Annotated in this window: 17 protein-coding genes; 10 read left to right on the forward strand and 7 right to left on the reverse strand. The window is 59.9% G+C overall.

Going from position 1 to position 23,753, the window contains the following annotated elements:
* Window position 1 precedes the first annotated feature (1 nt).
* Window positions 2–967, forward strand: coding sequence for an HlyD family secretion protein (locus FFS64_RS15770; RefSeq protein ID WP_137806151.1), 966 nt, complete (start codon window positions 2–4; stop codon window positions 965–967).
* Window positions 968–1,169: 202 nt separating this feature from the next.
* Here FFS64_RS15770 and FFS64_RS15775 read toward each other — a convergent pair whose 3' ends face one another.
* From FFS64_RS15775 to FFS64_RS15790, 4 genes are all read right to left on the reverse strand, one after another.
* A complete protein-coding gene (locus FFS64_RS15775; protein ID WP_137806152.1) occupies window positions 1,170–2,591 on the reverse strand; it encodes an efflux transporter outer membrane subunit in 1,422 nt (473 codons plus the stop codon).
* The gene (locus FFS64_RS15780; RefSeq protein WP_137806153.1) at window positions 2,591–5,779 is read right to left on the reverse strand and encodes an efflux RND transporter permease subunit; all 3,189 of its coding nucleotides are present in this window, start codon (window positions 5,777–5,779) and stop codon (window positions 2,591–2,593) included. Before FFS64_RS15780 ends, FFS64_RS15775 begins: the two co-directional genes overlap by 1 nt.
* A gap of 15 nt (window positions 5,780–5,794) precedes the next feature.
* Window positions 5,795–7,048, reverse strand: coding sequence for a multidrug efflux RND transporter periplasmic adaptor subunit MexE (gene mexE / locus FFS64_RS15785; protein WP_095194221.1), 1,254 nt, complete (start codon window positions 7,046–7,048; stop codon window positions 5,795–5,797).
* Window positions 7,049–7,313: 265 nt separating this feature from the next.
* On the reverse strand, window positions 7,314–8,231 hold the full coding sequence (locus tag FFS64_RS15790) for a LysR family transcriptional regulator (RefSeq protein WP_095194224.1): 918 nt from the start codon (window positions 8,229–8,231) through the stop codon (window positions 7,314–7,316).
* A gap of 269 nt (window positions 8,232–8,500) precedes the next feature.
* Here FFS64_RS15790 and FFS64_RS15795 point away from each other — a divergent pair, with 269 nt between their 5' ends.
* The 4 genes from FFS64_RS15795 (at window position 8,501) to pgm (ending at window position 14,834) form a co-directional block, all read left to right on the forward strand.
* The gene (locus tag FFS64_RS15795; protein WP_137806154.1) at window positions 8,501–9,523 is read left to right on the forward strand and encodes a zinc-dependent alcohol dehydrogenase family protein; all 1,023 of its coding nucleotides are present in this window, start codon (window positions 8,501–8,503) and stop codon (window positions 9,521–9,523) included.
* Between the two features lie 589 nt (window positions 9,524–10,112).
* Entirely contained in the window at window positions 10,113–11,603 is a 1,491-nt protein-coding gene (locus FFS64_RS15800) for a hypothetical protein (protein WP_256660465.1), read from the forward strand.
* 58 nt (window positions 11,604–11,661) lie between these two features.
* A complete protein-coding gene (locus FFS64_RS15805) occupies window positions 11,662–13,062 on the forward strand; it encodes a PLP-dependent aminotransferase family protein (protein ID WP_137806155.1) in 1,401 nt (466 codons plus the stop codon).
* A 125-nt stretch (window positions 13,063–13,187) separates the two neighbouring features.
* Window positions 13,188–14,834, forward strand: a complete 1,647-nt coding sequence (gene pgm / locus FFS64_RS15810; protein ID WP_137806156.1) for a phosphoglucomutase (alpha-D-glucose-1,6-bisphosphate-dependent) — start codon at window positions 13,188–13,190, stop codon at window positions 14,832–14,834.
* Between the two features lie 159 nt (window positions 14,835–14,993).
* On the opposite strand, the gene FFS64_RS15815 is transcribed toward pgm, so the two are convergent.
* Entirely contained in the window at window positions 14,994–15,689 is a 696-nt protein-coding gene (locus FFS64_RS15815) for a pirin family protein (protein ID WP_095194228.1), read from the reverse strand.
* 279 nt (window positions 15,690–15,968) lie between these two features.
* On the opposite strand from FFS64_RS15815, the gene FFS64_RS15820 reads away from it, so the two are divergent.
* Window positions 15,969–18,443, forward strand: a complete 2,475-nt coding sequence (locus FFS64_RS15820; RefSeq protein WP_137806157.1) for a UvrD-helicase domain-containing protein — start codon at window positions 15,969–15,971, stop codon at window positions 18,441–18,443.
* Between the two features lie 166 nt (window positions 18,444–18,609).
* On the opposite strand, the gene FFS64_RS15825 is transcribed toward FFS64_RS15820, so the two are convergent.
* Window positions 18,610–18,882 (reverse strand): DUF1652 domain-containing protein, encoded by a 273-nt coding sequence (locus FFS64_RS15825; RefSeq protein ID WP_095194230.1) that lies wholly within the window; start codon window positions 18,880–18,882, stop codon window positions 18,610–18,612.
* Window positions 18,883–19,134: 252 nt separating this feature from the next.
* On the opposite strand from FFS64_RS15825, the gene FFS64_RS15830 reads away from it, so the two are divergent.
* Genes FFS64_RS15830 through FFS64_RS15845 form a run of 4 tightly spaced genes read left to right on the forward strand, consistent with a single transcriptional unit; the run spans window position 19,135 to window position 22,935 of the window.
* Window positions 19,135–19,950: an AraC family transcriptional regulator gene (locus FFS64_RS15830; RefSeq protein ID WP_137806158.1), complete on the forward strand. Its 816-nt coding sequence runs from the start codon at window positions 19,135–19,137 to the stop codon at window positions 19,948–19,950.
* Between the two features lie 50 nt (window positions 19,951–20,000).
* On the forward strand, window positions 20,001–21,407 hold the full coding sequence (locus FFS64_RS15835; RefSeq protein WP_137806159.1) for an FAD-binding oxidoreductase: 1,407 nt from the start codon (window positions 20,001–20,003) through the stop codon (window positions 21,405–21,407).
* A gap of 43 nt (window positions 21,408–21,450) precedes the next feature.
* The gene (locus FFS64_RS15840) at window positions 21,451–21,792 is read left to right on the forward strand and encodes a cupin domain-containing protein (RefSeq protein WP_137806160.1); all 342 of its coding nucleotides are present in this window, start codon (window positions 21,451–21,453) and stop codon (window positions 21,790–21,792) included.
* Between the two features lie 57 nt (window positions 21,793–21,849).
* Window positions 21,850–22,935, forward strand: coding sequence for a polyamine ABC transporter substrate-binding protein (locus FFS64_RS15845; protein ID WP_137806161.1), 1,086 nt, complete (start codon window positions 21,850–21,852; stop codon window positions 22,933–22,935).
* Between the two features lie 43 nt (window positions 22,936–22,978).
* Here FFS64_RS15845 and FFS64_RS15850 read toward each other — a convergent pair whose 3' ends face one another.
* The gene (locus FFS64_RS15850) at window positions 22,979–23,635 is read right to left on the reverse strand and encodes an MliC family protein (protein WP_137806162.1); all 657 of its coding nucleotides are present in this window, start codon (window positions 23,633–23,635) and stop codon (window positions 22,979–22,981) included.
* Window positions 23,636–23,753: the final 118 nt, after the last annotated feature.

Consider the following 23,753-nt stretch of genomic DNA (forward strand, 5'->3'; position numbering starts at 1 on the left):
CTTGAAGAAGATCCTTGCTCAACTCACGACCCTGGCAGTGGTGGTGCTGGCTTTTGTGCTCGGATGGTTCGCCTGGGAGCACTACACCCGTGCCCCCTGGACCCGGGACGCACGGGTGCGAGCCGATGTGGTGACTTTGTCTGCCGATGTCGCCGGACGCATCGTCAAACTCGGTGTGCACGACAACCAGCATGTGGAGAAGGGCCAGTTGCTGCTGGAAATCGATCCCTCGCGTTACGCCCTGGCGGTGGACCATGCCAAGCGTTCGGTGGAAGTGGCCAAAGCTTCGCTGGGACAATCCGAAGCGGCCATTGTCGCCAGCCAGGCGCTGCTGCGGCAGCGTCAAAGCGAAGAGCGACGCCGGCGCACCCTCAAGGAACGCTCGGCGATTTCTGGCGAGGAGTGGGAGAAATCCAGCACCGAGGTGTCGGTGGCCCAGGCCGACTTGCTGCGCAACCAGGCCAACCTGGGGTTTGCCCAGGCCAACGTGCAACTGGCCATTGCCGCTTTGGCCGAGGCTGAGCATGACCTGGAGCGCACCCGGGTCGAATCGCCAGTCAGCGGGTATGTGACCAATCTGCTGACCCGCCAGGGCGACTACGCGACGGCGGGCGGTCCATTGGTGGCGCTGGTGGACAGCGACTCGTTTTATGTCAGCGGCTATTTCGAAGAAACCAAACTGCCGCGAATCGTAGAGGGTGACCGGGTCGATATCGAATTGATGAGTGGCGAACGTTTCGGCGGCACCGTGCAAAGCATCGCCTTCGCCATCGCCGACCGGGAAAACCTGCCGGGCGGGCGTTTACTGGCCAACATCAACCCCAGTTACACCTGGGTGAAACTGGCACAGCGTGTGCCGGTGCGGATCAAGATCGATGCGGACTATGCCGGCAAAGATAAACTGCGTGCCGGTACAACCGCCACGGTGACCGTCCAGGAAAACCGTAATACCCAAGATCGCCAATGATCCCTGTGGGAGCGGGCTTGCCCGCGACAGCGGTGGGTCAGCCGATATCAATGTTGAATGTGAAGCCGTCATCGGGCGAGCCCGCTCCCACAGGGGATCACGGTGTTTTCTGAAATCACAAAAAAAGCCCCGCGACCGAATGGGGCGCGGGGCAAAGAATTGGTTGGTTGCGGCCAACCAAAGGAGCTCGTTGAAAAAAGGTTTACTTGCTGGCCACCGTTTCCGGCTGCCAGCCGCCACCGAGGGCCTTGTAGATCGCGACGATGCCGCGATACAGATCGACTTCGGCCTGGGCCTGGGTGTCTTCGGCCGCCAGGCGTTCTCGCTGGGCATCGAGCAGCACGAGGAAGTCGGCGGAGCCTTCGCGGTAGCGGACCTCGGCGAGGTCGGCAGCGGAACGGCTCGATTCACTCTGACGAATCAGCGAGATCAGGCGCTGTTGGCGTTTACCGTAGTCGCTGAAGGCGTTTTCCGATTCTTCCAGAGCCAGCAACACCTGCTGCTCGTAACTCGCCAGGGCGCCTTCGGCATCGGCATCGGCACCACGCAGGCGGGCACGCACACTGCCCAGATCGAAGGCCGCCCAAGTGATGCTCGGACCGAGCGCCCAGGCGTTGGCCGCCGAAGAGCCGATCTGCGAACCGCGCCCGGCGGTGAAGCCGAGGAAGCCGCTGAGGCTGACACGCGGGAACAGATCGGCCTTGGCCACGCCGATGCGCGCCGTGGCCGAGGCCAGTTGGCGTTCGGCGCTGAGAATGTCCGGACGGCGTTGCAGCAGCTCACCCGGATCGCCGATCGGCAGGGCCTTGGCAATCGCCGGCAAGTCTTTCGGGCTCAGGTCCACGGTCAACTTGTCCGGGCGCTGGCCCAACAGCGTGGCGATACGGTTTTTCTGTCGAACCTGTTCGGCCTGCAATTGCGGCACGCTGGCCTCGACCGAAGCCAGACGGGCATCGGCACGCTCGACATCGAGCTGATCGCCAACGCCGGCATCGCGCAGGCTGATGGTGATCTTGCGCGACTCCTGCTGGTTGTTCAGGTTGGCCAGGGCGATTTTTTCCCGCAGCTGCGCGCCGCGCAGTTGACCGTAGGCATCCACCAGTTCGGCAATCATGGTCACTTGCAGTTGGTACAGATCGGCCTCAAACGCCTGCTGTTCCGCGTTGGCCGATTCCAGGTTGCGCTGGATGCGGCCAAACAAGTCGATCTCCCACGCCATGTCCAGGCCCAGGTCGTAACGCTCACTGTTGACCCGATTCGTGGTCTGGCCGGGAATCTGCCCCTTGCCCAAATCACTGCTGGCACGGCTGGTGATGGTCGGCATGGCGTCATTGCTGACGTCATCGCGAATCGCCCGGGCCGCTTTCCAGCGGGCAAAGGCGACGCGCAAGTCGCGGTTGCCCTTGAGCGATTCGGTCACCAACTGGTTGAGGGTCGGGTCTTCGAACTGCTGCCACCAGATGCCTTCGAAACGCGAGCGGTCGAAATTCTTCTGGCCGGCCGCGCCATCGGTGGCCGTGGTGATGTTGGCAGGCTCAGTGGCTGGGGTCTTGTAGTCCGGGCCGACGGCACAGGCGCTCAGCGCCAGTACCAGCAGGCTCGGCAGAAAGGCTTTCAGACTCATCAGTGCGACTCCGGCTGCGGTTGCAGTTTCAGCGCTTTGGCGGCTTTACGCGCTTCACCGCGCTCGACAAAGTTACGAATCAGTACATAGAACACCGGCGTCAGCAGCAGACCGAAGAAGGTCACCCCGAGCATGCCGGAGAACACCGCCACACCCATGGCATGACGCATCTCGGCACCGGCACCGCTGGAGAACACCAGGGGCACCACACCCATGATGAACGCGAAGGAGGTCATCAGGATCGGCCGCAGACGCAAGCGGCAAGCTTCCAGCACCGCTGCCAGCGGGTTCAGGCCTTCTTCCTGTTTATCCTTGGCAAACTCGACGATCAGAATCGCGTTCTTGCACGCAAGCCCCACCAGTACGATCAAGCCGATCTGGGTAAAGATGTTGTTGTCGCCTCCAGACGCGATCACACCGGTGATGGCCGACAGCAGGGTCATAGGGACAATCAGGATCACCGCCAGTGGCAGGCTCCAGCTTTCGTACTGCGCCGCGAGTACCAGGAACGCCAGCAATACGCAGAGCGGGAACACGAACAGCGCCGTGTTGCCGGACAGGATCTGCTGGTACGTCAGGTCGGTCCACTCGTAAGTCATGCCGTTGGGCAGTTCTTCCTTGAGCAGTTTCTCGATGGCTTTTTCGGCCTGGCCGGAGCTGTAGCCGGGGGCCGCCGCACCGTTGATTTCAGCAGTGATGAAGCCGTTGTAGTGCATCACGCGGTCCGGCCCCGAGGTGTCGCTGACCTTGATGAAGGTCGCCAGCGGGATCATCTCGCCCTTGTTGTTACGCACTTTGAGCTGGCCGATCTGGTCGGATTCGAGGCGGAACTGCTGTTCGGCCTGAACGTTGACCTGATAGGTGCGACCGAAGCGGTTGAAGTCGTTGGCATACAGCGAACCCAGGTAGATCTGCAGGGTGTCGAAGATGTCGCTGACGGCTACGCCGTGGGTCTTGGCTTTCTCGCGGTCGATGGCGGCATCGACCTGCGGTACGTTCACCGTGTAGCTGGTGAACAGGTTGGCCAGTTCCGGCACATTATGGCTCTTGGCAATGACGTTCATGGTTTGCTTGTACAGCTCGTCGTAGCCCAGGTTGCCCCGGTCTTCGATCTGCAGGCGGAAACCACCGATGGTGCCCAGGCCCTGTACCGGCGGCGGCGGGAAGATCGCCATGTAGGCTTCCTGGATCCCGGCGTATTGGCCGTTCAAGGCACCGGCGATGGCGCCAGCGGACATGCTCGGGTCCTTGCGCTCGTCGAACGGCTTGAGGGTCACGAACACGATGCCGGCGTTCGGGCTGTTGGTGAAACCGTTGATCGACAGGCCAGGGAAGGCCACCGCGCTTTCCACGCCTGGCTGTTTCAGGGCCAGGTCGGACATGCGCTTGATCACGTCTTCGGTGCGGTCCAGGCTCGCCGCATCCGGCAGTTGTGCGAACGCCACCAGGTATTGCTTGTCCTGGCCGGGTACGAAACCGGTCGGGGTGCTGGAGAAACCAAAGAATGTCAGGACCATCAGGCCTGCGTACAGCAGCAGGGCGATACCGCTGCTGCGGATCACGCGCGCCACGGTGCCGACATAACCATGGCTGGCTTTTTCAAAGAAGCGGTTGAACGGGCGGAACAACCAACCACCGAAAATCTTGTCGAGTACCCTGGAGAAACGGTCTTTGGGCTTGTCATGACCCTTGAGCAATACCGCGGCCAGTGCAGGCGACAGGGTCAGCGAGTTGAAGGCCGAGATCACCGTCGAAATGGCGATGGTCAGGGCGAACTGCTTATAGAACTGTCCAGTCAGGCCGGAGATGAATGCCGCCGGCACGAACACCGCGCAGAGCACCAGCGCTGTGGCGATGATGGGACCTGTCACTTCGCCCATGGCTTTTTTGGTGGCGTCCATCGGCTCGAGGCCCAGCTCGATGTTTCGCTCGACGTTCTCTACCACTACGATCGCATCGTCGACCACGATACCAATGGCCAGTACCAGCCCGAACAACGACAGGGCATTGAGCGAAAATCCGAACAGGTGCATCACGGCAAACGTACCGATAAGCGACACCGGCACCGCCACTAACGGAATGATCGAGGCGCGCCAGGTTTGCAGGAACAGGATCACCACTAGCACCACGAGGATCAGCGCTTCGAAGAGGGTGTGAACCACCGCTTCGATGGAGCCGCGCACGAAGATCGTCGGGTCATAGACGATGCTGTAGTCCATGCCTTGGGGGAAGCTCTTCTTCAGCTCTTCCATCTTGCCGCGAACTTCGTTCGAGATTTCGATGGCGTTGGAACCCGGGCGCTGGAAAATCGGGATCGCCACGGCCGGCTGGTTGTTCAGCAATGAACGCAGGGCGTATTGGCTGGAGCCCAGTTCGACGCGGGCGATGTCTTTCAGGCGAGTGATTTCACCGTTGTCGCCTGCACGAATGATGATGTTCTCGAACTCTTCCTCGGAAACCAGACGGCCTTGGGTGTTGATCGACAGCTGGAAACTCTGGGCATTCGGGGCCGGGGGCGCACCCAGTTGGCCGGCGGCCACCTGACGGTTCTGCTCACGAATCGCACTGACCACATCGGTCGCGGTCAGGTTGCGCGAAGCGGTCTTGTTCGGATCGAGCCAGACCCGCAGCGAGTAATCGCCCATGCCGAACAGTTGTACATCACCGACACCACCCAGCCGCGCCAGCTCATCCTTGATGTTCAGGATCGCGTAGTTGGACAGGTACAGCATGTCGTAGCGTTTGTCCGGCGAGGTCAAGTGCACGACCATGGTCAGGTCGGGAGAAGCCTTGTCCACGGTGATACCGATGCGCGTCACCTCCTCGGGAAGCTTCGGCTCGGTCCGGGTCACGCGGTTCTGCACCTGCACCTGTGCGTTATCCAGGTCAGTGCCCAGCGCGAAGGTGATGGTCAGGGTGATCTTGCCGTCGGCGGTGGACTGCGAGGACATGTACAGCATGTTCTCGACGCCGGTGATGGCTTGCTCCAGGGGAGCGGCCACGGTTTCACCGATGACTTTGGGGTTGGCGCCCGGGAAGTTGGCGCGCACCACCACGGTCGGCGGCACCACTTCCGGGTATTCGCTGATCGGCAACTGGAACAGCGAGATAGAACCGGCGATCAGGATCAGCAGCGATAGCACCGCTGCAAAGATCGGCCGTGTAATGAAGAATTGGGAAAAATTCATCGGAGTCGTTATCCCTTAACCGCGTGGGTTCGCAGCAGCCAGTTTCACAGCCGTGCCCGGCGCGACCTTGGCAGGTGCGACTTGGGGCAGGTTGCTGGCTTCCAGCGCTTGTCGTTGTTGTGCCAGGGCCGCGAGGGTTTGCTCGCTGGCCATCGGGATCACTTCAGGGGTGACTGGCGAACCTGGACGTACCCGTTGCAGGCCCTTGACGATAATGGTGTCGTCCTTGTTCAGGCCGTTGCGCACGATACGCAAGCCTTCGATTTTCGGACCCAGTTCGACTGCGCGGTAGGCGGTCTTGTTGTCGGCATCCATCACTAGCACGAATTTCTTGCCCAGGTCGGTACCGACCGCTTCATCGTTGATCAGCATGGCGTTGTAGGTGCCGCTGCCCACCAGCTTCAGGCGTGCATAAAGGCCCGGGGTGTAGCTGCCGTCGCTGTTGTCGAACACGGCCCGACCGCGGATGGTGCCGGTCTTCGGGTTGACCTGGTTGTCGACGAAGTTCATCTGGCCCAAGTGTGGGTTGCCGTCTTCGTTGGACAGGCCCATGTACACCGGGGTGGTGGCGCCGCGTTTGCCCTGGCGGGCGAGCTGGGTGTACTTGAGGAACACACGCTCGTCGGCATCGAAGTAGGCGTAGACCTTGTCGGTGGACACCACGCTGGTCAGCGGGGTTGTGTCGGCGGTTACCAGGTTGCCGGCGGTGATTTCCGCACGGCTGACGCGGCCGCTGATTGGTGCGGTGACGCGGGTAAAGCTCAGGTTCAACTTCGCCAGGTCAAGCTGCGCTTGCAGGGCGCCGACCGCGGCGCGAGCCTCTTGGGCAGCGCTGGTACGCGAATCGGCCAGCTCGGCGGAGATCGCGTTGCTGGTGCGCAGGCGCTCACCGCGCTGGGCTTCGTTTTCGCTGCGGGTGGCATTGGCGCGGGCCTGGGCAACCAGGGCTTCAAGGCGGCGGACCTCGGCCTGGAACGGACGCGGGTCGATCTGGAACAGCAGGTCGCCTTTCTTGACCAATGCGCCTTCAGTGAAAGCCACTTCATCGATCTGCCCGGACACCCGTGGACGGATCTCTACGGTTTCCGGTGCTTCAAGGCGCCCGGTGAACTCGTCCCACTCGTTCACCGGTTGCTCCAGCACCTTGGCCACGCTGACTTTGGCAGCGGGCAGGGTGGCGGCCGTTTCCGGCGCCTTGCCGCATGCGCTGAGCACCACTACGGCCAACAGGGCCAACGGGAAGCGCAAATGTTTGAGTGACTGTTCCATGGATGCATCCGCCAATGTATTGAGATTGGCGAATGATGCTCGGCGGGTTGGTATCGCACGAATCGAATGGGGCGAAGGTAACTATCATTCGGAATGATATGAGAGCCGAGTTAGCGCTCTAGCCTGCGCCTTTGGCTGGAACTTGATCAATGGGGTTAATGGAAATTCAGTCTTTCCATGGCGGTAAAGGTCGGGCATGGGACCGAGTGGCTCTTATCGCGGGCTTGCCCGCGAAGAGGCCATCAGTCTCGATACATGATCAGGATCAGGCCAGACTATCCGGATCCCCGAAGAACATTTGTATGCGCGACCTGAGCCAACGTTCCCCCGGATCATTATCCTGCGACCCACGCCAGGCCATGTGCAACTCAAAGCTTTGCACCGGCATCGGTGGATCCTCCGCCCGCACACCACCTGCCGCCGTCAGCGCATCGGCCGTGTAATCAGGCACGGTGGCAACGATATCGGTTCCGCTCAACAACGTACTCAACCCGTTGAACTGCGGCACGGCCAGCACCACATGACGTTTGCGCCCCAGTTTTTCCAACTCTTCATCTATAAAGCCGCTCAGGTCACCGGCGAATGACACCAGCGCATGGGGGCGCGCGCAGAAGTCGTCCAGGCTCAACGGCCCCGGCACGGTGTCGGCGCGCAGCAGTTTGGGCGAGCTGCGGCGCAGTACCTTGCGCTTGGCGTTCGCCGGCAGGTCGGTGGTGTAGCTGACGCCGATGGAGATCTCCCCCGACGCCAGCAAGCCCGGCATCAGGATGTAGTTGACCCGTCGCACCACCAGCACGATTCCTGGGGACTCGGCGCGCAGGCGCTTGAGCAGCATCGGCAGCAGGGCGAATTCGACGTCGTCCGACAGCCCGATGCGAAACACCGCAGTGCTGGTGGCCGGGTCGAATTCCGCCGCACGGCTGACGGCGGTGGAGATCGAATCCAGTGCCGGAGAGAGCAGGGCGAAGATCTCCACGGCGCGTGCGGACGGCTCCATGCTGCGGCCGGTGCGCACAAACAACGGATCATCGAACAGGCCACGCAGGCGCGAGAGCGCCGCACTGATGGCCGGCTGACCGAGGAACAGCTTCTCCGCAGCGCGGGTCACACTGCGTTCGTGCATTAGGGTTTCGAATACGATCAACAGGTTCAGGTCGACACGACGCAGGTCATTACGATTCATCTGGAGTCCTGGCAGAGTCAGCAAACTTGACGTGAGCGGCCATATGAGAACAATGGCCAGCAGGAATATTACGGGGAAAGGCTGGTACTCTGCACCGAGTAATTCAGTTTTCCTACAAATGCTGCTTCGGTTTCTTACGACATTTGACGATGTTGCCGCTGCTGCGGAATCAATGACAGGCATGTCGACTATTAATAGCCACTGATAGTGTTGGGTTGAAAGCCCAGCTAGAGTTCATGGCATTAGAGGTTTATTTGGCGAGGTTTGCGATGTCCCGCACGATCCGTTTTCACAAGTTTGGTCCAGCCGAGGTGCTCAAATGCGAAGAGCATGCGGCAGCTATGCCTGCACCGGGTGAAGTGCAGGTGCGCGTCGAAGCCATTGGCATCAGCTGGTACGACATTCTCTGGCGCCAGAACCTGGCTTCCTCCCACGCTCGCCTGCCTTCTGGTCTGGGCCAGGAAATGGCCGGTATCGTCACCGCCGTCGGTGAGGGTGTCGACGATCTGGCAGTCGGTGACAAGGTCGCCAGCTTCCCGGCCGAGAGTCCGAACGATTATCCGGTCTACGGCGAGCAGATCGTTCTGCCACGCTCGTCGCTGACTCGCTACCCGGACGTGCTCAGCCCGATCGAAGCCAGCGTGCATTACACGCCGCTGTTGATCGCCTATTTCGCCTACGTCGATCTGGCACGGGTCAAACCCGGGCAATTTGCCCTGGTCACCGACGCCAGCCACTGCGCCGGTCCATCGTTCGTACAGCTGGGTAAAGCCTTGGGTGTACGGGTCATTGCCGCGACCAAGACGGCGGAGGAGCGTGAATACCTGCTGTCGCTGGGTGCGGAGAAGGTCATCGTTACCGAAGAAGAAGATCTGCTGATGCGGATCAACAAGATCACCGACAATCGCGGCGTGGACGTGGTGTTCGATGGTCTGGGCGGACCGCAGATGTCGCTGCTCGGCGATGTGCTGGCACCGCGCGGCAGTCTGGTCCTGTACGGCCTGCAAGGCGGCAACCAGACGCCATTCCCGGCCTGCGCGGCGTTCCAGAAGAACATTCAGTTCTTTGTGCACTGCATCGGCAACTTCACCGGCAAGCCGGAACTGGGCATCATCCAGGATCAGGTCGCGCTGCAACGTGCCTTGCGTGACATCAACCAGCTGACAGCCGACCGCGTTCTGCTGCCGCTCAAGACTCGGGTCTTCCCGTTTGCCGAGTTTGTCGAAGCGCATCGCTACATGGGCGAATGCCCTTGCCGCGAACGGGTCGCCCTGCAGGTCGAAACGGCCTGATCCCCCAAAAAAAGAGTCCGCACCCCACGGACTCTTTTTTTTGCACTTTCCTGCACGCGACTTCTCATTGACCTGTCGGTTTGGCCATTGCCCCGTCAAAGGGGCCATTGAGCAACTGAACTGGTTTTTGCGCTCGATCTGTAGCTTCTATTCAGCAACTAAGCCCTGATAATTGAATGATTACTTTCATCTCAAGGAATGAGTCATGGGCGGGTATCGAACCGATACTTTTCAATGCGCTGTACGGCTGTCTGTTCAGAATAAAGCGCACTCTTTTGTAGTTGCAGAACTATTGCCGGCAACTTCTTTCTTTATTTTCTGTATTAAACATCTGTGGGACTCTGTAGGGCATTTCCTAGGACGCCGTGTGTGGACGCAACAAGCCCTTCAGGCCGGGCTTTTGAGCTCCTGGCCTGTGTTCAAGGGTGTCCGCACCCTTTCAAAACCTGAAATGCCGAGCTGAAAATTTCAGTGTTAGCATTCGGCAATATATCCACTCATCACATTATTTCAGGCCATTCACTGCGCTGTGCGTGCAGTTGTTTGCGCGCAACGCAATATCGAACTTAAGAGCATCAGGTACATAAAGATGACCAATATCCATGACCAAGCGATGAACTATGTCTATCAGCAGGTACTGCAACGATTGCTGGGTTTCTTATCCCGCGCCGAACGTACGGCACTGCAGTTGTTGATTCAACGCCTGAGCGTAGCCGCCGGGGGCATGGAGCAGATAGGCGACTTCAAGGTGCTGGCAATCCAGTCCGGCTCCCGTGACTGTTGCTACACCCTGGCGTTGCTGCGTGCCGCACAACTGACAATCGCCAGCCGGGCGCCGGCGACGTTTCAATTACGGGTCGCGACCTTGCGCTTGAACGGCAGTAACCCGACGGCCCTTGAAAACATCCACCGCACCTGCAACGCGTTATTCGTTTATGACGATCCACGGGTTGAAGTGCTGATGGCTGATAACCGGGAAGTTTTGCCGTTTGACCATACGGTGCCGGTTTCCCCGGCCGGGCGCGAAATCACTCGGACCAATCTGCTGATGCTGGGACATCGCCGGGTGTGGGACGGACCGCTTGATGTGTGGGACGACGGTTATCTGGCCACCGGTGAGTTCTACGGGCAAATCTCCCGCTGGAACCATGGCGTCGATGCCTTGGTGAGCAGCGATACACCTCGTCGGCAGAAGCAGTACATGGAGGGTTTGAAGCGCGCAGCCGTCAAGGCTGGACTTGAGGTCTCGGAGCATCATGAGCCGGGTTACGCAGGTTTGTTCGCGCTGCTCGATGAACTGGGCAGCGCAGACTACCGGCGATTTTACACCGAGGATGGCCAGGAAACCTGGCGTCCGGCCGAACAGTTCGAAACTTGCCGCCGCGCAACGTTTATCGATATCCACGACATGCTGGTGAGTAATCTGGAAGAGCGTTGGCCATTGCTCACCGAGTTTCTCGGATTCCAGTCAGACGAACTGGCGGCAATGCTCAGTGACAACGAATACGTCAGTCTTGCGGTTTCGACACACCTGCGAGGGCTGCAGACCTGCTTCGTGCACGGTGGCAGCTACGAGGCAGGCGTCGCCGAATACCTGCAACGAACCCTGGTGATGATGCGCCGCAAACAACTGCCGGAGCGCTTGTGCGAATTGGCGGAGGGGGTATTCGGCAATCCAGCGACGCTGGCGGATCTGCGCACACGGGCAGCGGCTGAGGTGCAACGCAGTCTAGGGCTAAGCGAGGCGCAAATGGTGTGTCTGTTGTTTGCGCCTTTTGGTGACAATGCCGCGACACTCGAGCGTTTTCTGCGCCAATGTCACCCTGGCATGCTGGTGGCTATGCCGGAATTGCACCGTGCCATGCAGGGGCAACCGGTTGCGGATCAGGTGATGCAATGGATGGTTGACGTCAGCGGCTTGCCGGTCAGTCTTATCGGCAAGCTCTATCGCATGGGACCCGTGCCCGTAAATGAAAGCGGGACCGTTGAATCGGCGACCGATGATCCGGACATTGAAGTCGAAGCCGGCGAGGGCAAGGTCAGTCCCTCGATGACGGATGAAGGGTTGGCAGGTCGTTGAAAGTGCAAGGATTGACAGCCCCGCGTGACACGGCCCGTCTCGCCCATGGTCCTTTGCCATGAAAGGCCCCCGTGAAACCGACTTCGCCTACCAGGCGGTGTACCGCTATCTGATCAGCCTGATCGGCGAAACCGCCAGCGATGAGCATGTGCGCCTGCCTTCCTTACGGCAATTGGCCGAGCGCCTGAATGTGTCGATCTCGACCATCCAGTACGCGTACTCGCTGCTGGAGAAAGAAGGGCGGGTGTATTCGGTGGCAAAGTCCGGCTATTACGCGCTGCCGACACCGTCCATCGGCACGCTCTACAGCGGCAACGATTTGCTCGAAAGCGTCTATATCAACGCTCGTCGCCCTGGGATGCTGGTGCTGAGCAGTGATGAGCCGGCATTGTTGCAGCCAATCGACAGTCCGTTGTTGCTACTGGAAAGAGAGCTGTTGCGTCAGTATCCGCGTCAGCCGCAACCGAATTCGCAGCCCTGCGGCGAACTGGAGTTACGCATGGCGCTGGCCGCACGCTACACCACCTCACCCATACGCTGCTGGCATGCCGATGACGTTTACATCGGGGCGGATCTTCGCGGTGTGCTGGAAATTCTGATCGCCGTGCTGTGCCTCAAGGACGCCGCTGTGGTGGTGGAGTCGCCTTGCGATTGGGGGATACTGCGCCTGTTTCAGACGGCGGGTGTGCGGGTGATCGAGTGGCCCTTGCTGGCCAATGGAAGCCTGCACCATGAGCGTCTCAAGGAGTTGCTGGAATACAAGTCGGTGCGCCTGGTGATGGTTTCATCCGGGTTGAACATGCCCCGTGGCAGCCGTGCACCGGACGACAACCGACAAGCCGTCGCGCAATTGCTGGAGCGTCATGACTGTTGGGTACTGGAAAACGATTGCTACGGTGAGCTTGATTTCGAGCCCGACGGACTGCGGTTTCGCGATCTGCTGGCCCCGGAACGGCTGATGGTGTTTTCCACGTTTGAGAAAATCATCGGCCCGGAGGCCCCCTACGGCTATCTGCTCTCACGCCATTTGGGCGCCGCATTGCAAAGGCAGTTTCTGCTGCGCGCCTTCCGCCTGTCTCCGATTCGCCAGAAAGCCATTGCCCGCCTGTACAGCAACGGGCGCATCGATCAGCACTTGCAAATGCTGCGGCGCCGGCTCAAGGACAGCAAGGTGCAGATGATCCAGCTGCTATGCGAGCGACTGGGTGATGCCCTGCAATTCGTCGAGCCCGAAGGTGGCGCCACAGTCTGGGTGCGTTCGATACGACGGGTCGATGTACGCCAGGTGTTCCAGCGCCTGCTCAAGCATCAGGTGGTGATCGCGCCGGGAGAGCTGTTCAGCCTCCAGGGCCTGCACACACAGCACCTGCGCTTGAGCCACGGCGTGGGCAGCGATCACGACCTGGCTACCGCACTGGGTTTGTTGGGGGATGCGTTGCGTCGGGAGTCGATCGACTGAGCAGGGTTGTTCGGGATTTATAACATTGCGCGTGGACAGAGCCGGGATCGATAACGTCGCGCCGCGGTCAAACTGCCAGTAAACTGCGTTCCAATTCCTGAACCACTCTATTCCAGAGGTTTTGCATGACACTCAGTCATTTTGCGGGTAAACCGGCACCGGCAGAATTGTTGGTCGACATCCCGCGACTGGTAACGGCGTATTACACCGGCCAGCCTGATGCCGCCATCTCGACCCAGCGCGTGGCGTTCGGCACGTCCGGGCACCGAGGCAGCTCCTTCGACCTGAGTTTCAACGAATGGCATGTGCTGGCGATCAGTCAGGCGATCTGCCTGTATCGCGAAGCCCAGGGCATTGATGGTCCGCTGTTCGTCGGCATCGACACTCATGCGCTGTCCACGCCGGCGGGCGCCAGCGCCCTGGAGGTGCTGGCCGCCAACGGCGTGACGGTGATGATCGCCGAAGGCGATGAATACACGCCAACGCCGGCCATTTCCCACGCGATTCTTTGCTATAACCGCGGGCGCACTTCGGGCCTGGCCGACGGCATCGTCATTACGCCGTCCCACAACCCGCCGCAAAGTGGTGGCTATAAGTACAACCCTACCAACGGTGGCCCGGCCGATACCCACATCACCAAGTGGATCGAAGCCAAGGCCAACGAACTGCTGGCCAACAAGCTCGCGGGCGTCAAGCGCATCAGCTACGAGCAGGCGCTGAAGACCAGCACCACCCATCGTCACGACTACGTGAACACCTACGTCGCCGACCTGATCAACGTGATCGATTTCGATGCGATCCGCGATGCCAAGCTGCGTCTGGGTGTCGATCCACTGGGTGGAGCAGGGGTGCGCTACTGGTCGGCGATTGCCGAGCATTACCGCCTGGATCTGGACGTGGTGAACAAGCAGGTTGATTCGACCTTCCGCTTCATGACCGTCGACTGGGATGGCCAGATTCGCATGGACCCGTCGTCCACTCACGCCATGCAAGGTCTGATCGGCCTCAAAGAGCGCTTCGACGTGGCGTTTGCCTGCGATCCGGATCACGACCGTCACGGTATTGTCACCCCATCCGGCGGCTTGCTGGCGCCGAACAACTACCTCGCGGTCTCTATCGATTACCTGTTCCAGAACCGTCCGCACTGGCGCGCCGATGCGGCCGTGGGCAAAACCGTGGTCAGCAGCGGCCTGATCGATCGCGTGGCCAAGCGCCTGGGTCGTCGCCTGTACGAAGTGCCTGTCGGCTTCAAGTGGTTTGCCGATGGCCTGTTCGACGGCTCCCTGGGCTTTGGTGGCGAGGAAAGCGCCGGTGCATCGTTCCTGCGCAAGGACGGTGGTGTCTGGAGTACCGACAAGGACGGCCTGATCCCGGCGTTGCTGGCAGCCGAAATGACCGCCCGCACCGGTCGTGACCCAAGCCAGGCCTATCGTGCCTTGACCGATGAGCTGGGCGAACCGTTCTCGGTGCGCGTCGACGCCAAGGCCAATCCAGAGCAGAAAGCCCTGCTGAGCAAGCTGTCGCCGGCACAGGTCACCTCGACCGAACTGGCGGGTGAGGCGATCCAGAGCATCCTCAGTCACGCGCCGGGTAACGACCAGGCGATTGGCGGCCTGAAGGTCATGACCGAGAACGGCTGGTTCGCGGCGCGTCCATCGGGTACCGAGGATATCTACAAGATCTATGCGGAAAGCTTTGTCAGTGATGCGCATCTGAAGCAGTTGGTGGCGGAAGCCCAAACCCTTGTGGATGGCGCGATTTCCGCGAAATAAGTGACGGCCTCTTCGCGGGCAAGCCTCGCTCCCACAGGTTTTGCGCAATCCTGTGGGAGCGGGCTTGCCCGCGATGACGGCAGTCCAGGCGGAAAAAATTTCAAACAAAAAGGGGCGACCATTCACGGTCGCCCCTTTTTTTGCCCGGCTTTTACCGGATCAAGCCAGATCCACCAACACGATTTCACTGTCCTCGATCGCCGTTACCCGCAGCACCTGCTCCTGGGCCACCGCAACACCGTCTCGAGCTTGTGCACGCAAGCCATTGACTTCAATGATACCGGTCGCGGGTACCAGGTACGCACGACGGCCAGCGTCCAGATGATATTCGGCGGTTTCCCCAGCCTTCAGGTTCGCCGCCACCAGTCGCGCGTCGGCACGAATGCGCAGGCTTTGATCGTCGCCCGACTTGCCGCTGGCCAGGGTCACAAAACCTTCGCGCTGGCCTTTGGGGAAGGGTTTGGCGCCCCAGGACGGTGCCAGGCCGGATTCGTTGGGAATGATCCAGATCTGGAAAATCTTGGTCGGCGTCGCTTCCAGGTTGTATTCGCTGTGGGCGATGCCGGTGCCGGCACTCATGACCTGAACGTCACCCGCTTCGGTGCGGCCCTTGTTTCCAAGGTTGTCCTGATGGCTGATGGCGCCTTCACGCACATAGGTAATGATTTCCATGTCCCGATGCGGGTGTTGCGGGAAACCGGTACCAGGGGCGATCACGTCGTCGTTCCACACCCGCAGGTTGCCCCAGTTCATACGCTGGGGGTCGTAGTACTCGGCGAACGAAAAGTGGTGATGGGCATCCAACCAGCCGTGGTGTGCGCCACCGAGCGAGTTGAAAGGTCTGAGTTCAAGCATGATCGTCTCCTGGAAAGGTTCGTCATGGGGCAAGGCGCCTGGGCCATGAAGCGAGACCGGTGGTTGATGACGGGCATCATCCTTCAGCCAACAATCGATAAAAAGCGTAAAAAATGCCTCATAACTATCGGATTGTTTGATGTGAAGTCATCTCGAAACACTCTCATCCAGCTTTCACTTCAACGTATAAGCCAATGAGTCATAAGCATTTCACTAGAACTCAAAGGCAAATGCAGACACCATAGCCTTCAACAGCCTCACACCCTGGAGTCCGTCCGCGTGTCGCAACACACCCCCGATCTTCCGCCTGAACTTCGTCCACTGGCCGAGATGCCGCTGCTCAAGCGCCTGGCTGCCCGTTTTTTCGGCCACGGCCTGACGCGCCTGCGTGCACAACACCGCGCGTCCTGGTTGCATGGCCAGGCGGATGGTTTCCGCAGCGGGCACATTGCCGGGGTGGAGTACGGCTACAAGGAAGGCAAGCTCGAAGGGTTGGAAGAAGGCCGACAGGTGCTGCTGATTCGCGATTCGCGCTCTACCGAGCATCGGCCGCCGAACATCGATGATCACCTGTTCGACGACTGGCGCCTGCCGCTGACCGCCGAGTTGAAAAAACGCATGAAGGCCGATGTCGCCCGACTGTTGCCGGCCCATGCGCAACCCAGCGCCGCCCAGTGGAAGATGATTTTCAGCGATACGCCTTCAACCTCGGTGATCGCCGGTGCCGGGGCCGGTAAATCGACGACGCTGGTCCTGCGCATTGTGCTGTTGACGCATTATCTGGGATTCGAGCTCAGCTCCATGACCGTGGTGACCTTCACCCGCGAGTCACGCAAGGATTTCATCAATAAGCTGATCGAGATCTTCGCGCTCTGGGGGCGGGCGCTCAGCTTCAAGGAAGCGCGGGATCTGGTGCGTACCTTTCACTCGCGGATTCTGCCGATGGTGCGCAGCCTGCCGGGTTTCGAGCGTCTGCAAGCTTTCGAAAACCTCAGCCTTCGTGCGCAAGGCGATGATGAACAGGTGGACAGCAACCCGTTCGAGCTGCGCATCAACGACGCCCAGCGCCAGCAGCTCAATGCCTGTTACCACGCCCTGTACACCCGCGATGAACGCTTCCGCGAATTGATCCAGCCATTGTCGCGCCACGCCTTGCAGCTCAAGGAACTGGAGCGCGATCACCCGGATGTGCAGAAACGCATGGCCGTAACCGAACTGGCGGCCAAGCGCGATGAAGAACTGTGCGACACGATCGAAGATTTGTGGTTTCGCGCCAAGGCTTGGCCGATCAAGGGCATTGAGCCGAACCGCCAGACCTTCGATATCAACGGCTCGACATTCCATAGTCACGGCTACATTCCGTCCCTGGACGCGTGGGTGGTGCTGGGGTTCGATCCACGGGAAAACCCGCAGGTCACCCGCCCGAACGCCAAGCTGACGGTACGCGCAGAGTGGGCAGTGAAGCGCACCCTGTTTCAAGCTTTCTGTCGTAAGCCATTGATATGGCTGGATAGTTACGAGTCATCAAAGCGTGTCTTGGCGTCACTGGCCGGCGATGCCAGTGCCGGGCCGGGCTTCGATTACAAGGTCAAGGGCGAACTTGCGTCTGCGCCGCTGTTGGATTGTTTTGTCGCCGCCGCCGGGTTTATCGAGAACCTCGGCCTGGATGTACCGAACGCCGTCAGCCAGATGAGCTTCGCCAAGGACGACCCGGACCGGTTTTTCTTCGAGGCCCTGAGCCTGTACTGGCGCGCTCTGGAAGACCATTTACTGGACCAGAAGCCGCCGATCATGACCTACAACCGGATGTTTGCCCTGTTCAGCGAGCACTCCCCGGAAAACCTCAAGCTGCTCAGCGATGAGCTGCTGCGACCGTTATCGCACCTGATGATCGACGAATTCCAGGACGTCTCCCCGCAAATCGTCTCCTGGATCCGCGCCAGCCTGGCCGAGATCCGCAGTCGCGGGCCGGCCATGCACGTGGGACGCGGAGCCCAGCGTTCGTCATTGCTTTGCGTCGGCGACGACTGGCAATCGATTTACGGGTGGCGCGGCAGTTCGCCGAGCTTTTTCATGGAGTTCAGCAAGGAATTCTCTTCGCCGAGCACCACCAAAGTCATGCTCAGCGACAACTACCGCAGCCACCAGCACATCATCGACGCCGCCGAGCACATCGTGCGGGCTGCGCCGGCGATTGCCGGCAAAAAGGCCAAGGCCAGTGGCGAACCCAGGGATTTGCTGCCGGTCAACGTGCTGGATCGTGACGACCAGGGCATGGCCAAGCGTTTGATTGAGCACTACCGAAAGGGCGATTCAATCTTGATGCTTTATCGAAAAAGTAGCGATAAGTTATTGATAGAAGAGAATATTCAGTCTGTAGTTAATGTGGATTCTAGCTTGCCCTACGAGGCGCGGCGCTTGAAGCAACTGACTTACCACAGTGCCAAGGGCTTGCAGGCTGATGCGGTGTTCCTGCTCGGTGATTGTCAGCACCTGACCAGTTCGCCTTACAAGAACCAGGTGTACCGCATGGCGGGTCTGGGCAAGGCCGGTGACAGTGAACCGTACGATAACGCGCAAAAGGACGAAATTCTGCGCCTGGCTTACGTCGGCATCACCCGGGCGGTGAGTCATTGCTACTGGTATGTCGATGGGCAGGATACCCAGGCTGCCAACATGCCCAAGGCGTCCGACCGAATCGGCAAGGGCAAGGCGTTCTTTGCTGATCATCGGCAGGCCAAAACCTCGGCGTAAGTCACTTGTAGGAGCGAGCTAGCTCGCGAAAAATGTCCAGACAACGCGTTATTCCAGACAGTGCGCGTTATCGTTGACGTCCATCGCGAGCAAGCTCGCGCCTACAGGGTTTTGTGTCAGGCATGAAAAAGCCCACATAAAGTGGGCTTTCAACTATCAAGAGACCTCAGGCATAACTTCTGAGCGCCATCGGTGGAATGAACGCTTCAAGTTCATCTTCTACCGCTTCGATTATTCGCTCGACATCGGCGGCATTCATGACCGTCGCACAAGGAATGCCGGCAATGGCGATCATGGTCTCGCCACTGGCCCGATCAAACAGACGGGCAATCATGCTGCCCGGGGCATCCATGCTCGCCTCGAAACCCATGGGATGAAAATGCCAGCGCATCAGCTGGCAGGCATTTGGAAAAGTGACCTTGCTGAACCCTTTATTCATGTGTTGCCCGCCTTCTTCATCGAGCGCTTCCTTTAGCTCATGTTAGGAGGGAAGAGCCTTCATTGGCTCAACCAGTGACAGACTTTAAAAGTAGCATCCGCATGTGAAAAAAATGTGTTTTTTTCAGTCCGTTTGGCGATTGCTGCATTTTTTTTGATTCAGGTCACTGTTCGAGCGCGGTTCCCCCTGCCGGACAGCCATTGAAGCGGGCGGGAAACTTGGGCAAGCTCGGTTTTTTTCGTCGAGACCTTTATGCACGTCGAGGATGATGGTCCGCTGCAAACCCAGGCCACGGGCGAGACGGTCATGCGCTATCACTTGCGCTGGAAACACCGGGATTTGGACGGGGTCATGGCGTTGTATCACCCCGAGATTCAGTACAGCGACTTTTTCCAGAACCGCGTCATGGGCCTGGACGAGCTGCGCGAGTACGTACGCAGCAGCATGCCCCGCGATCCGGATGAAGCGCTGGAGCATTCGGACCGCATTCGCCTGGATGGCAACACGGCATTCATTCAGTACCGCATCACCCTGCGCGGCGGCGAAGGCCTGGTATCGTTTCGCGCCAGCGAGGCCATCACCGTGCGCGATGGACTGATCTGGCGCGTCAACGAGTACGCCTCGCTGGTTCACGAGCAAACCACCAGCAAAACCGACGGTAAGCAACGCCCGGCGGTCAGTCGCCTCGGCTTGTCGCCACGCCAATTGAGTTTCATGGCTGACGACCTGCAACAGTACTTCCAGCGCCAGCAACCTTATCTCGATCCTGAGCTCGATCTGCAACGGGTGGCGAAGGAGTGCGGGTACAGTCGCAACCAGATTTCCTATCTGCTCAACCAGGTGCTCGGCCAGAGCTTCTATCGCTACGTCAACCAGGCCCGCCTGCAGCACCTGCTGGCGGCGCTGGAAAGCGCGGCGTCGCCGTTACGCATCGACGAATTGGCATTCGCCGCCGGCTTCAATTCACTGTCGGCGTTCTACAGCTGTTTTCGCCAGCACACCGGTCAATCGCCCAAGGCCTACGCCAAGCAAATTTCTTTGCGTGCACGCGCGCAAGACAGCCACTGAACCCGCGCACTAGGATCAACGCCATCGAAGTTTGAGTGGCGGAGTCTTGCATGCCGGCATGGCGCAGTATCAGTTTGTGGATGGACCAACTCGACGAGCCGCTGCTGGCACGTCCGGCGCTGGAGCAGGACCTGGACATCGACGTGGCGATCATCGGTGCCGGGTACACCGGGCTGTGGACCGCGTACTACCTCAAGCGTCAGGCACCGGACCTGAGCATTGCCATCATCGAGGCGCAAACCGCCGGTTTTGGCGCCTCGGGCCGTAATGGCGGCTGGCTGATGGGCAATCTGCTGGGTGAAGGCCGGCTGCTGGCGGGCCTCTCACCGGAACGGCGCCGGGCGTCCTACGACTTGCTGCACAACATCCCCGAAGAAGTACGGATTGTCCTGAAACGTGAAGGCATCGACTGTGATATGCGCCAGGGCGGGGCGCTGTATTGTGCCGCCCGCTACCCGGAGCAGGAAGCCAGTCTGCGCCAGTACCTGGACAAGCTCTATCGCCAGGGCCTCAACGAAAACGATTACCGCTGGCTCAGCCCGGAACAGCTTGCACAGCAGGTCCGGATCGCCAAACCCTACGGCGGCATCCATGCGCCCCACGTCGCGACCCTGCACCCGGCGAAACTGGCGCGCGGCCTGGCACGCACGGTCGAGCGCATGGGGGTCAGGATCTACGAAAACAGCCCGGTCACGCAGTGGCAGTCTGGCAGCCTGCGCACGGCGCAAGCCTCAGTACGCAGCCGCTGGGTGGTGCCGGCGGTGGAAGGCTATGCCGTTACGCTGCCGCCGTTGGGGCGCTATCAGTTGCCGGTACAAAGCCTGATCGTCGCCACCGAACCGCTGTCTGCCGCTACGTGGGACGTGATCGGTCTCAGTTACGGTCAGGCCTTCGGTGAAAGCAGCCGTCAGGTCACCTACGGTCAGCGCACGGCCGACAATCGGCTGATCTTTGGCGCTCGGGGCGGATACCAGTTTGCCGGCCGGCTGCGCCATGACTTCGACTTGACCCGCAGCGAGATCGAACTGCGGCGCTATCTGTTCGGCGAACTGTTTCCGCAACTCAAGAACGTGCGGATCACCCATGGCTGGGGCGGCAATCTGGGCATGTCCCGGCGTTTCAAGCCGCACATGCTGTGTGATCGCGCCAGCGGCATAGCCTTGTCCGGCGGTTACGGCGGCGAGGGCGTCGGTGCGAGCAACCTGGGTGGGCGAACCCTGGCAGACCTGATTCTGGAGCGCGACACCGAGCTGGTTCGCCAGCCGTGGGTCATTCCCCGGGGCGGGCTTACCGCGCTGAAGGCCTGGGAGCCCGAGCCGTGCCGCTGGCTCGGTTACAACGCGATCATCCGCAGTTTCGTTCACGAAGACCAGACCTTGGCCAACCCGGCCACCGCACCCTGGCGGCGCAGACTCGCCAGCGGGGTCGCGGGGTTCATGGAAGGTTTCATGCAGTAAACGGCGCGCGCTTCATCCATAGGCTTCATCGACAGGTACTCCCATGAGCATCACGCAATTCAAGAACACCGCAACCCTGAAGCTGGAAGAGTCGAACCCGGTCGCCGTGCCATTGGGCACGCCCGTGGCGGTGGCGTCGACCTCCAGCGTGGAACGCGACGACGGCGTCGAAACCGGCGTCTGGGAATGCACGCCCGGTCGCTGGCGGCGGCAGATCGTCGCCCAGGAGTTCTGTCACTTCATCCAGGGCCGCTGCACCTTCACCCCGGACGACGGCGAAACCCTGCACATAGAAGCCGGTGACGCACTGATGTTGCCGGCCAACACCCTCGGTATCTGGGATATCCAGGAGACCGTGCGCAAGAGCTACGTTTTGATTTTTTGAATCTTTGATTACCTGCCAACCCTTCCAATAAAAAAAGACCTACACAGGAATCGACCCATGTTCCGAAAGACACTGACCCTGGCACCACTGATGCTCGCCGCTGCAATCAGTCAGGCAGCGGAAACCGTCAAGATCTACAACTGGTCCGACTACATCGCGCCGGACACCACGAAGAACTTCCAGAAAGAAACCGGCATCGCCTTCACCTACGACGTGTACGACAGCAACGAAACCCTCGACGGCAAATTGATGACCGGCAAATCCGGTTACGACGTGGTGTTCCCGTCCAACCACTTCATGGCGCGACAGATCGAAGGCGGGGCACTGAAGACACTCGACAAGAGTCAATTGCCTAACTGGAAGAACCTTAATCCGGTGCTGCTCAATGCCTTGCAGACCAACGATCCGGGTAACGAGCATGGCTTCCCGTACCTGTGGGGCAGTACCGGCATCGGCTACAACATCGCCAAGGTCAAAGCGGTGCTGGGGGATAACGCGCCTGTGGATTCCTGGGATCTGATCTTCAAGCCGGAAAACATGCAAAAACTGCAGAAGTGCGGTGTGGCCATCCTCGATAACGGCCCGGAGCTGCTGCCCGCCGCGCTGAACTACCTGGGCCTGTCGCACCACAGTAAAAATCCGGAAGACTACAAAAAAGCCGAAGCGCTGCTGATGAAAGTCCGGCCGTATGTCAGCTATTTCCACTCATCCAAGTACACCAGCGACCTGGCCAACGGCGATATCTGCGTGGCGGTCGGATTCTCTGGCGACATCCTGCAAGCGGAGAATCGCGCCAAAGAAGCCAAAAATGGTATCGACATTGGTTATTCGATTCCCAAGGAAGGCGCCGCGATCTGGTTCGACATGGTCGCCATGCCCGCCGACGCCCCGGACGAAAAGGCCGGTTACGCCTTCATGAACTACCTGCTGCGCCCGGATGTGATGGCCGGCATCAGTAACTATGTGCACTACGCCAATGGCAACGAACAGGCAGACAGCCTGATCGACCCGGCCATCAAGAATGACACCAAGGTCTACCCGAGCCCGGAAATGATGGGGAAATTGTTCGCGCTGGAAGCGATGCCATTGAACATCGACCGGATCCGTACCCGGGTGTGGAACAAAGTCCGCACCGGCAGCTGACAGGCTCGTCCTGGCCATCGGGACAGGACGCCCTGTTGCGCGATCATCCGACGGGCTCGAGCGTACAACTCATTTGCTTCGAGCCCGGTATCTGTAACAAAGCCTCGTTGCCGGTTTGCCAGAAACTGTAGTTACCCCGGTAATCCTTGCCGTTGTATTGGGTAGCGTAATCATTCGGCACCTGGAGAAGGGTGGCAGAGGCGTTTGCCCATTTCAGGTACACGACACGCGGCTGCACATTAAAGAATGTGGCGGCAACCAACGCGTTGAGCCCGGCGCAACGAAAGGCGACCGGGCCATCGGTGAGTCTGCTTGGGTCTTTGGTTCGCACGATGGCCGAACCCTGGCGAAGCTGGTGCGCCCGCTCGGCATAGCTTTGGATCAGGCATGCCTTGGCGTCTGCCCCGGCGCCACACTGGTTGCGGGCGTCGACCCAGAACCGCTGTTCGATCTCGACCTTGTCCGGACGCGGGACCGAATGATCGTCCGTGAGCGCCAGGCGATAAAGGCGCGTCAGCTCGATCTCCATCTGCTTGAGTTGCGGGTCGCGACAGATGAGCTTCTCGGCAGGTGCGCTGGCCCTGGCGCAGTCGAAGCTGGTTGTGATGACCGTATAAGTCCCGGCATTCGCACAAAGGCTCGTTGTCGCACACGCGCTGGCGGCGATGAGAGCGGCCAAAAAGGGCGTGACCATTTTCATATCGGTTTCAACCGGATCATTTCGTGAGGCCCGTCTTTAGTTCACAGGGCTGTATCGCAGTTTAAGGCAGTGTGCGAAACCTGCCACATCGGAGAGGGTTCGCGGGAGCGATAGCGCC

This window comes from Pseudomonas sp. G(2018) (assembly GCF_005502415.1).
GTDB lineage: Bacteria > Pseudomonadota > Gammaproteobacteria > Pseudomonadales > Pseudomonadaceae > Aquipseudomonas.

Excerpts from the sequence above, each read along its gene's own strand:
- FFS64_RS15775 (WP_137806152.1), bottom strand. The coding sequence starts at position 2,591 with ATGAGTCTGAAAGCCTTTCTGCCGAGCCTGCTGGTACTGGCGCTGAGC.
- FFS64_RS15780 (WP_137806153.1), bottom strand. The coding sequence starts at position 5,779 with ATGAATTTTTCCCAATTCTTCATTACACGGCCGATCTTTGCAGCGGTG.
- mexE (WP_095194221.1), bottom strand. The coding sequence starts at position 7,048 with ATGGAACAGTCACTCAAACATTTGCGCTTCCCGTTGGCCCTGTTGGCC.
- FFS64_RS15790 (WP_095194224.1), bottom strand. The coding sequence starts at position 8,231 with ATGAATCGTAATGACCTGCGTCGTGTCGACCTGAACCTGTTGATCGTA.
- FFS64_RS15795 (WP_137806154.1), top strand. The coding sequence starts at position 8,501 with ATGTCCCGCACGATCCGTTTTCACAAGTTTGGTCCAGCCGAGGTGCTC.
- FFS64_RS15800 (WP_256660465.1), top strand. The coding sequence starts at position 10,113 with ATGACCAATATCCATGACCAAGCGATGAACTATGTCTATCAGCAGGTA.
- FFS64_RS15805 (WP_137806155.1), top strand. The coding sequence starts at position 11,662 with ATGAAAGGCCCCCGTGAAACCGACTTCGCCTACCAGGCGGTGTACCGC.
- pgm (WP_137806156.1), top strand. The coding sequence starts at position 13,188 with ATGACACTCAGTCATTTTGCGGGTAAACCGGCACCGGCAGAATTGTTG.
- FFS64_RS15815 (WP_095194228.1), bottom strand. The coding sequence starts at position 15,689 with ATGCTTGAACTCAGACCTTTCAACTCGCTCGGTGGCGCACACCACGGC.
- FFS64_RS15825 (WP_095194230.1), bottom strand. The coding sequence starts at position 18,882 with ATGAATAAAGGGTTCAGCAAGGTCACTTTTCCAAATGCCTGCCAGCTG.
- FFS64_RS15830 (WP_137806158.1), top strand. The coding sequence starts at position 19,135 with ATGCACGTCGAGGATGATGGTCCGCTGCAAACCCAGGCCACGGGCGAG.
- FFS64_RS15835 (WP_137806159.1), top strand. The coding sequence starts at position 20,001 with ATGCCGGCATGGCGCAGTATCAGTTTGTGGATGGACCAACTCGACGAG.
- FFS64_RS15840 (WP_137806160.1), top strand. The coding sequence starts at position 21,451 with ATGAGCATCACGCAATTCAAGAACACCGCAACCCTGAAGCTGGAAGAG.
- FFS64_RS15845 (WP_137806161.1), top strand. The coding sequence starts at position 21,850 with ATGTTCCGAAAGACACTGACCCTGGCACCACTGATGCTCGCCGCTGCA.
- FFS64_RS15850 (WP_137806162.1), bottom strand. The coding sequence starts at position 23,635 with ATGAAAATGGTCACGCCCTTTTTGGCCGCTCTCATCGCCGCCAGCGCG.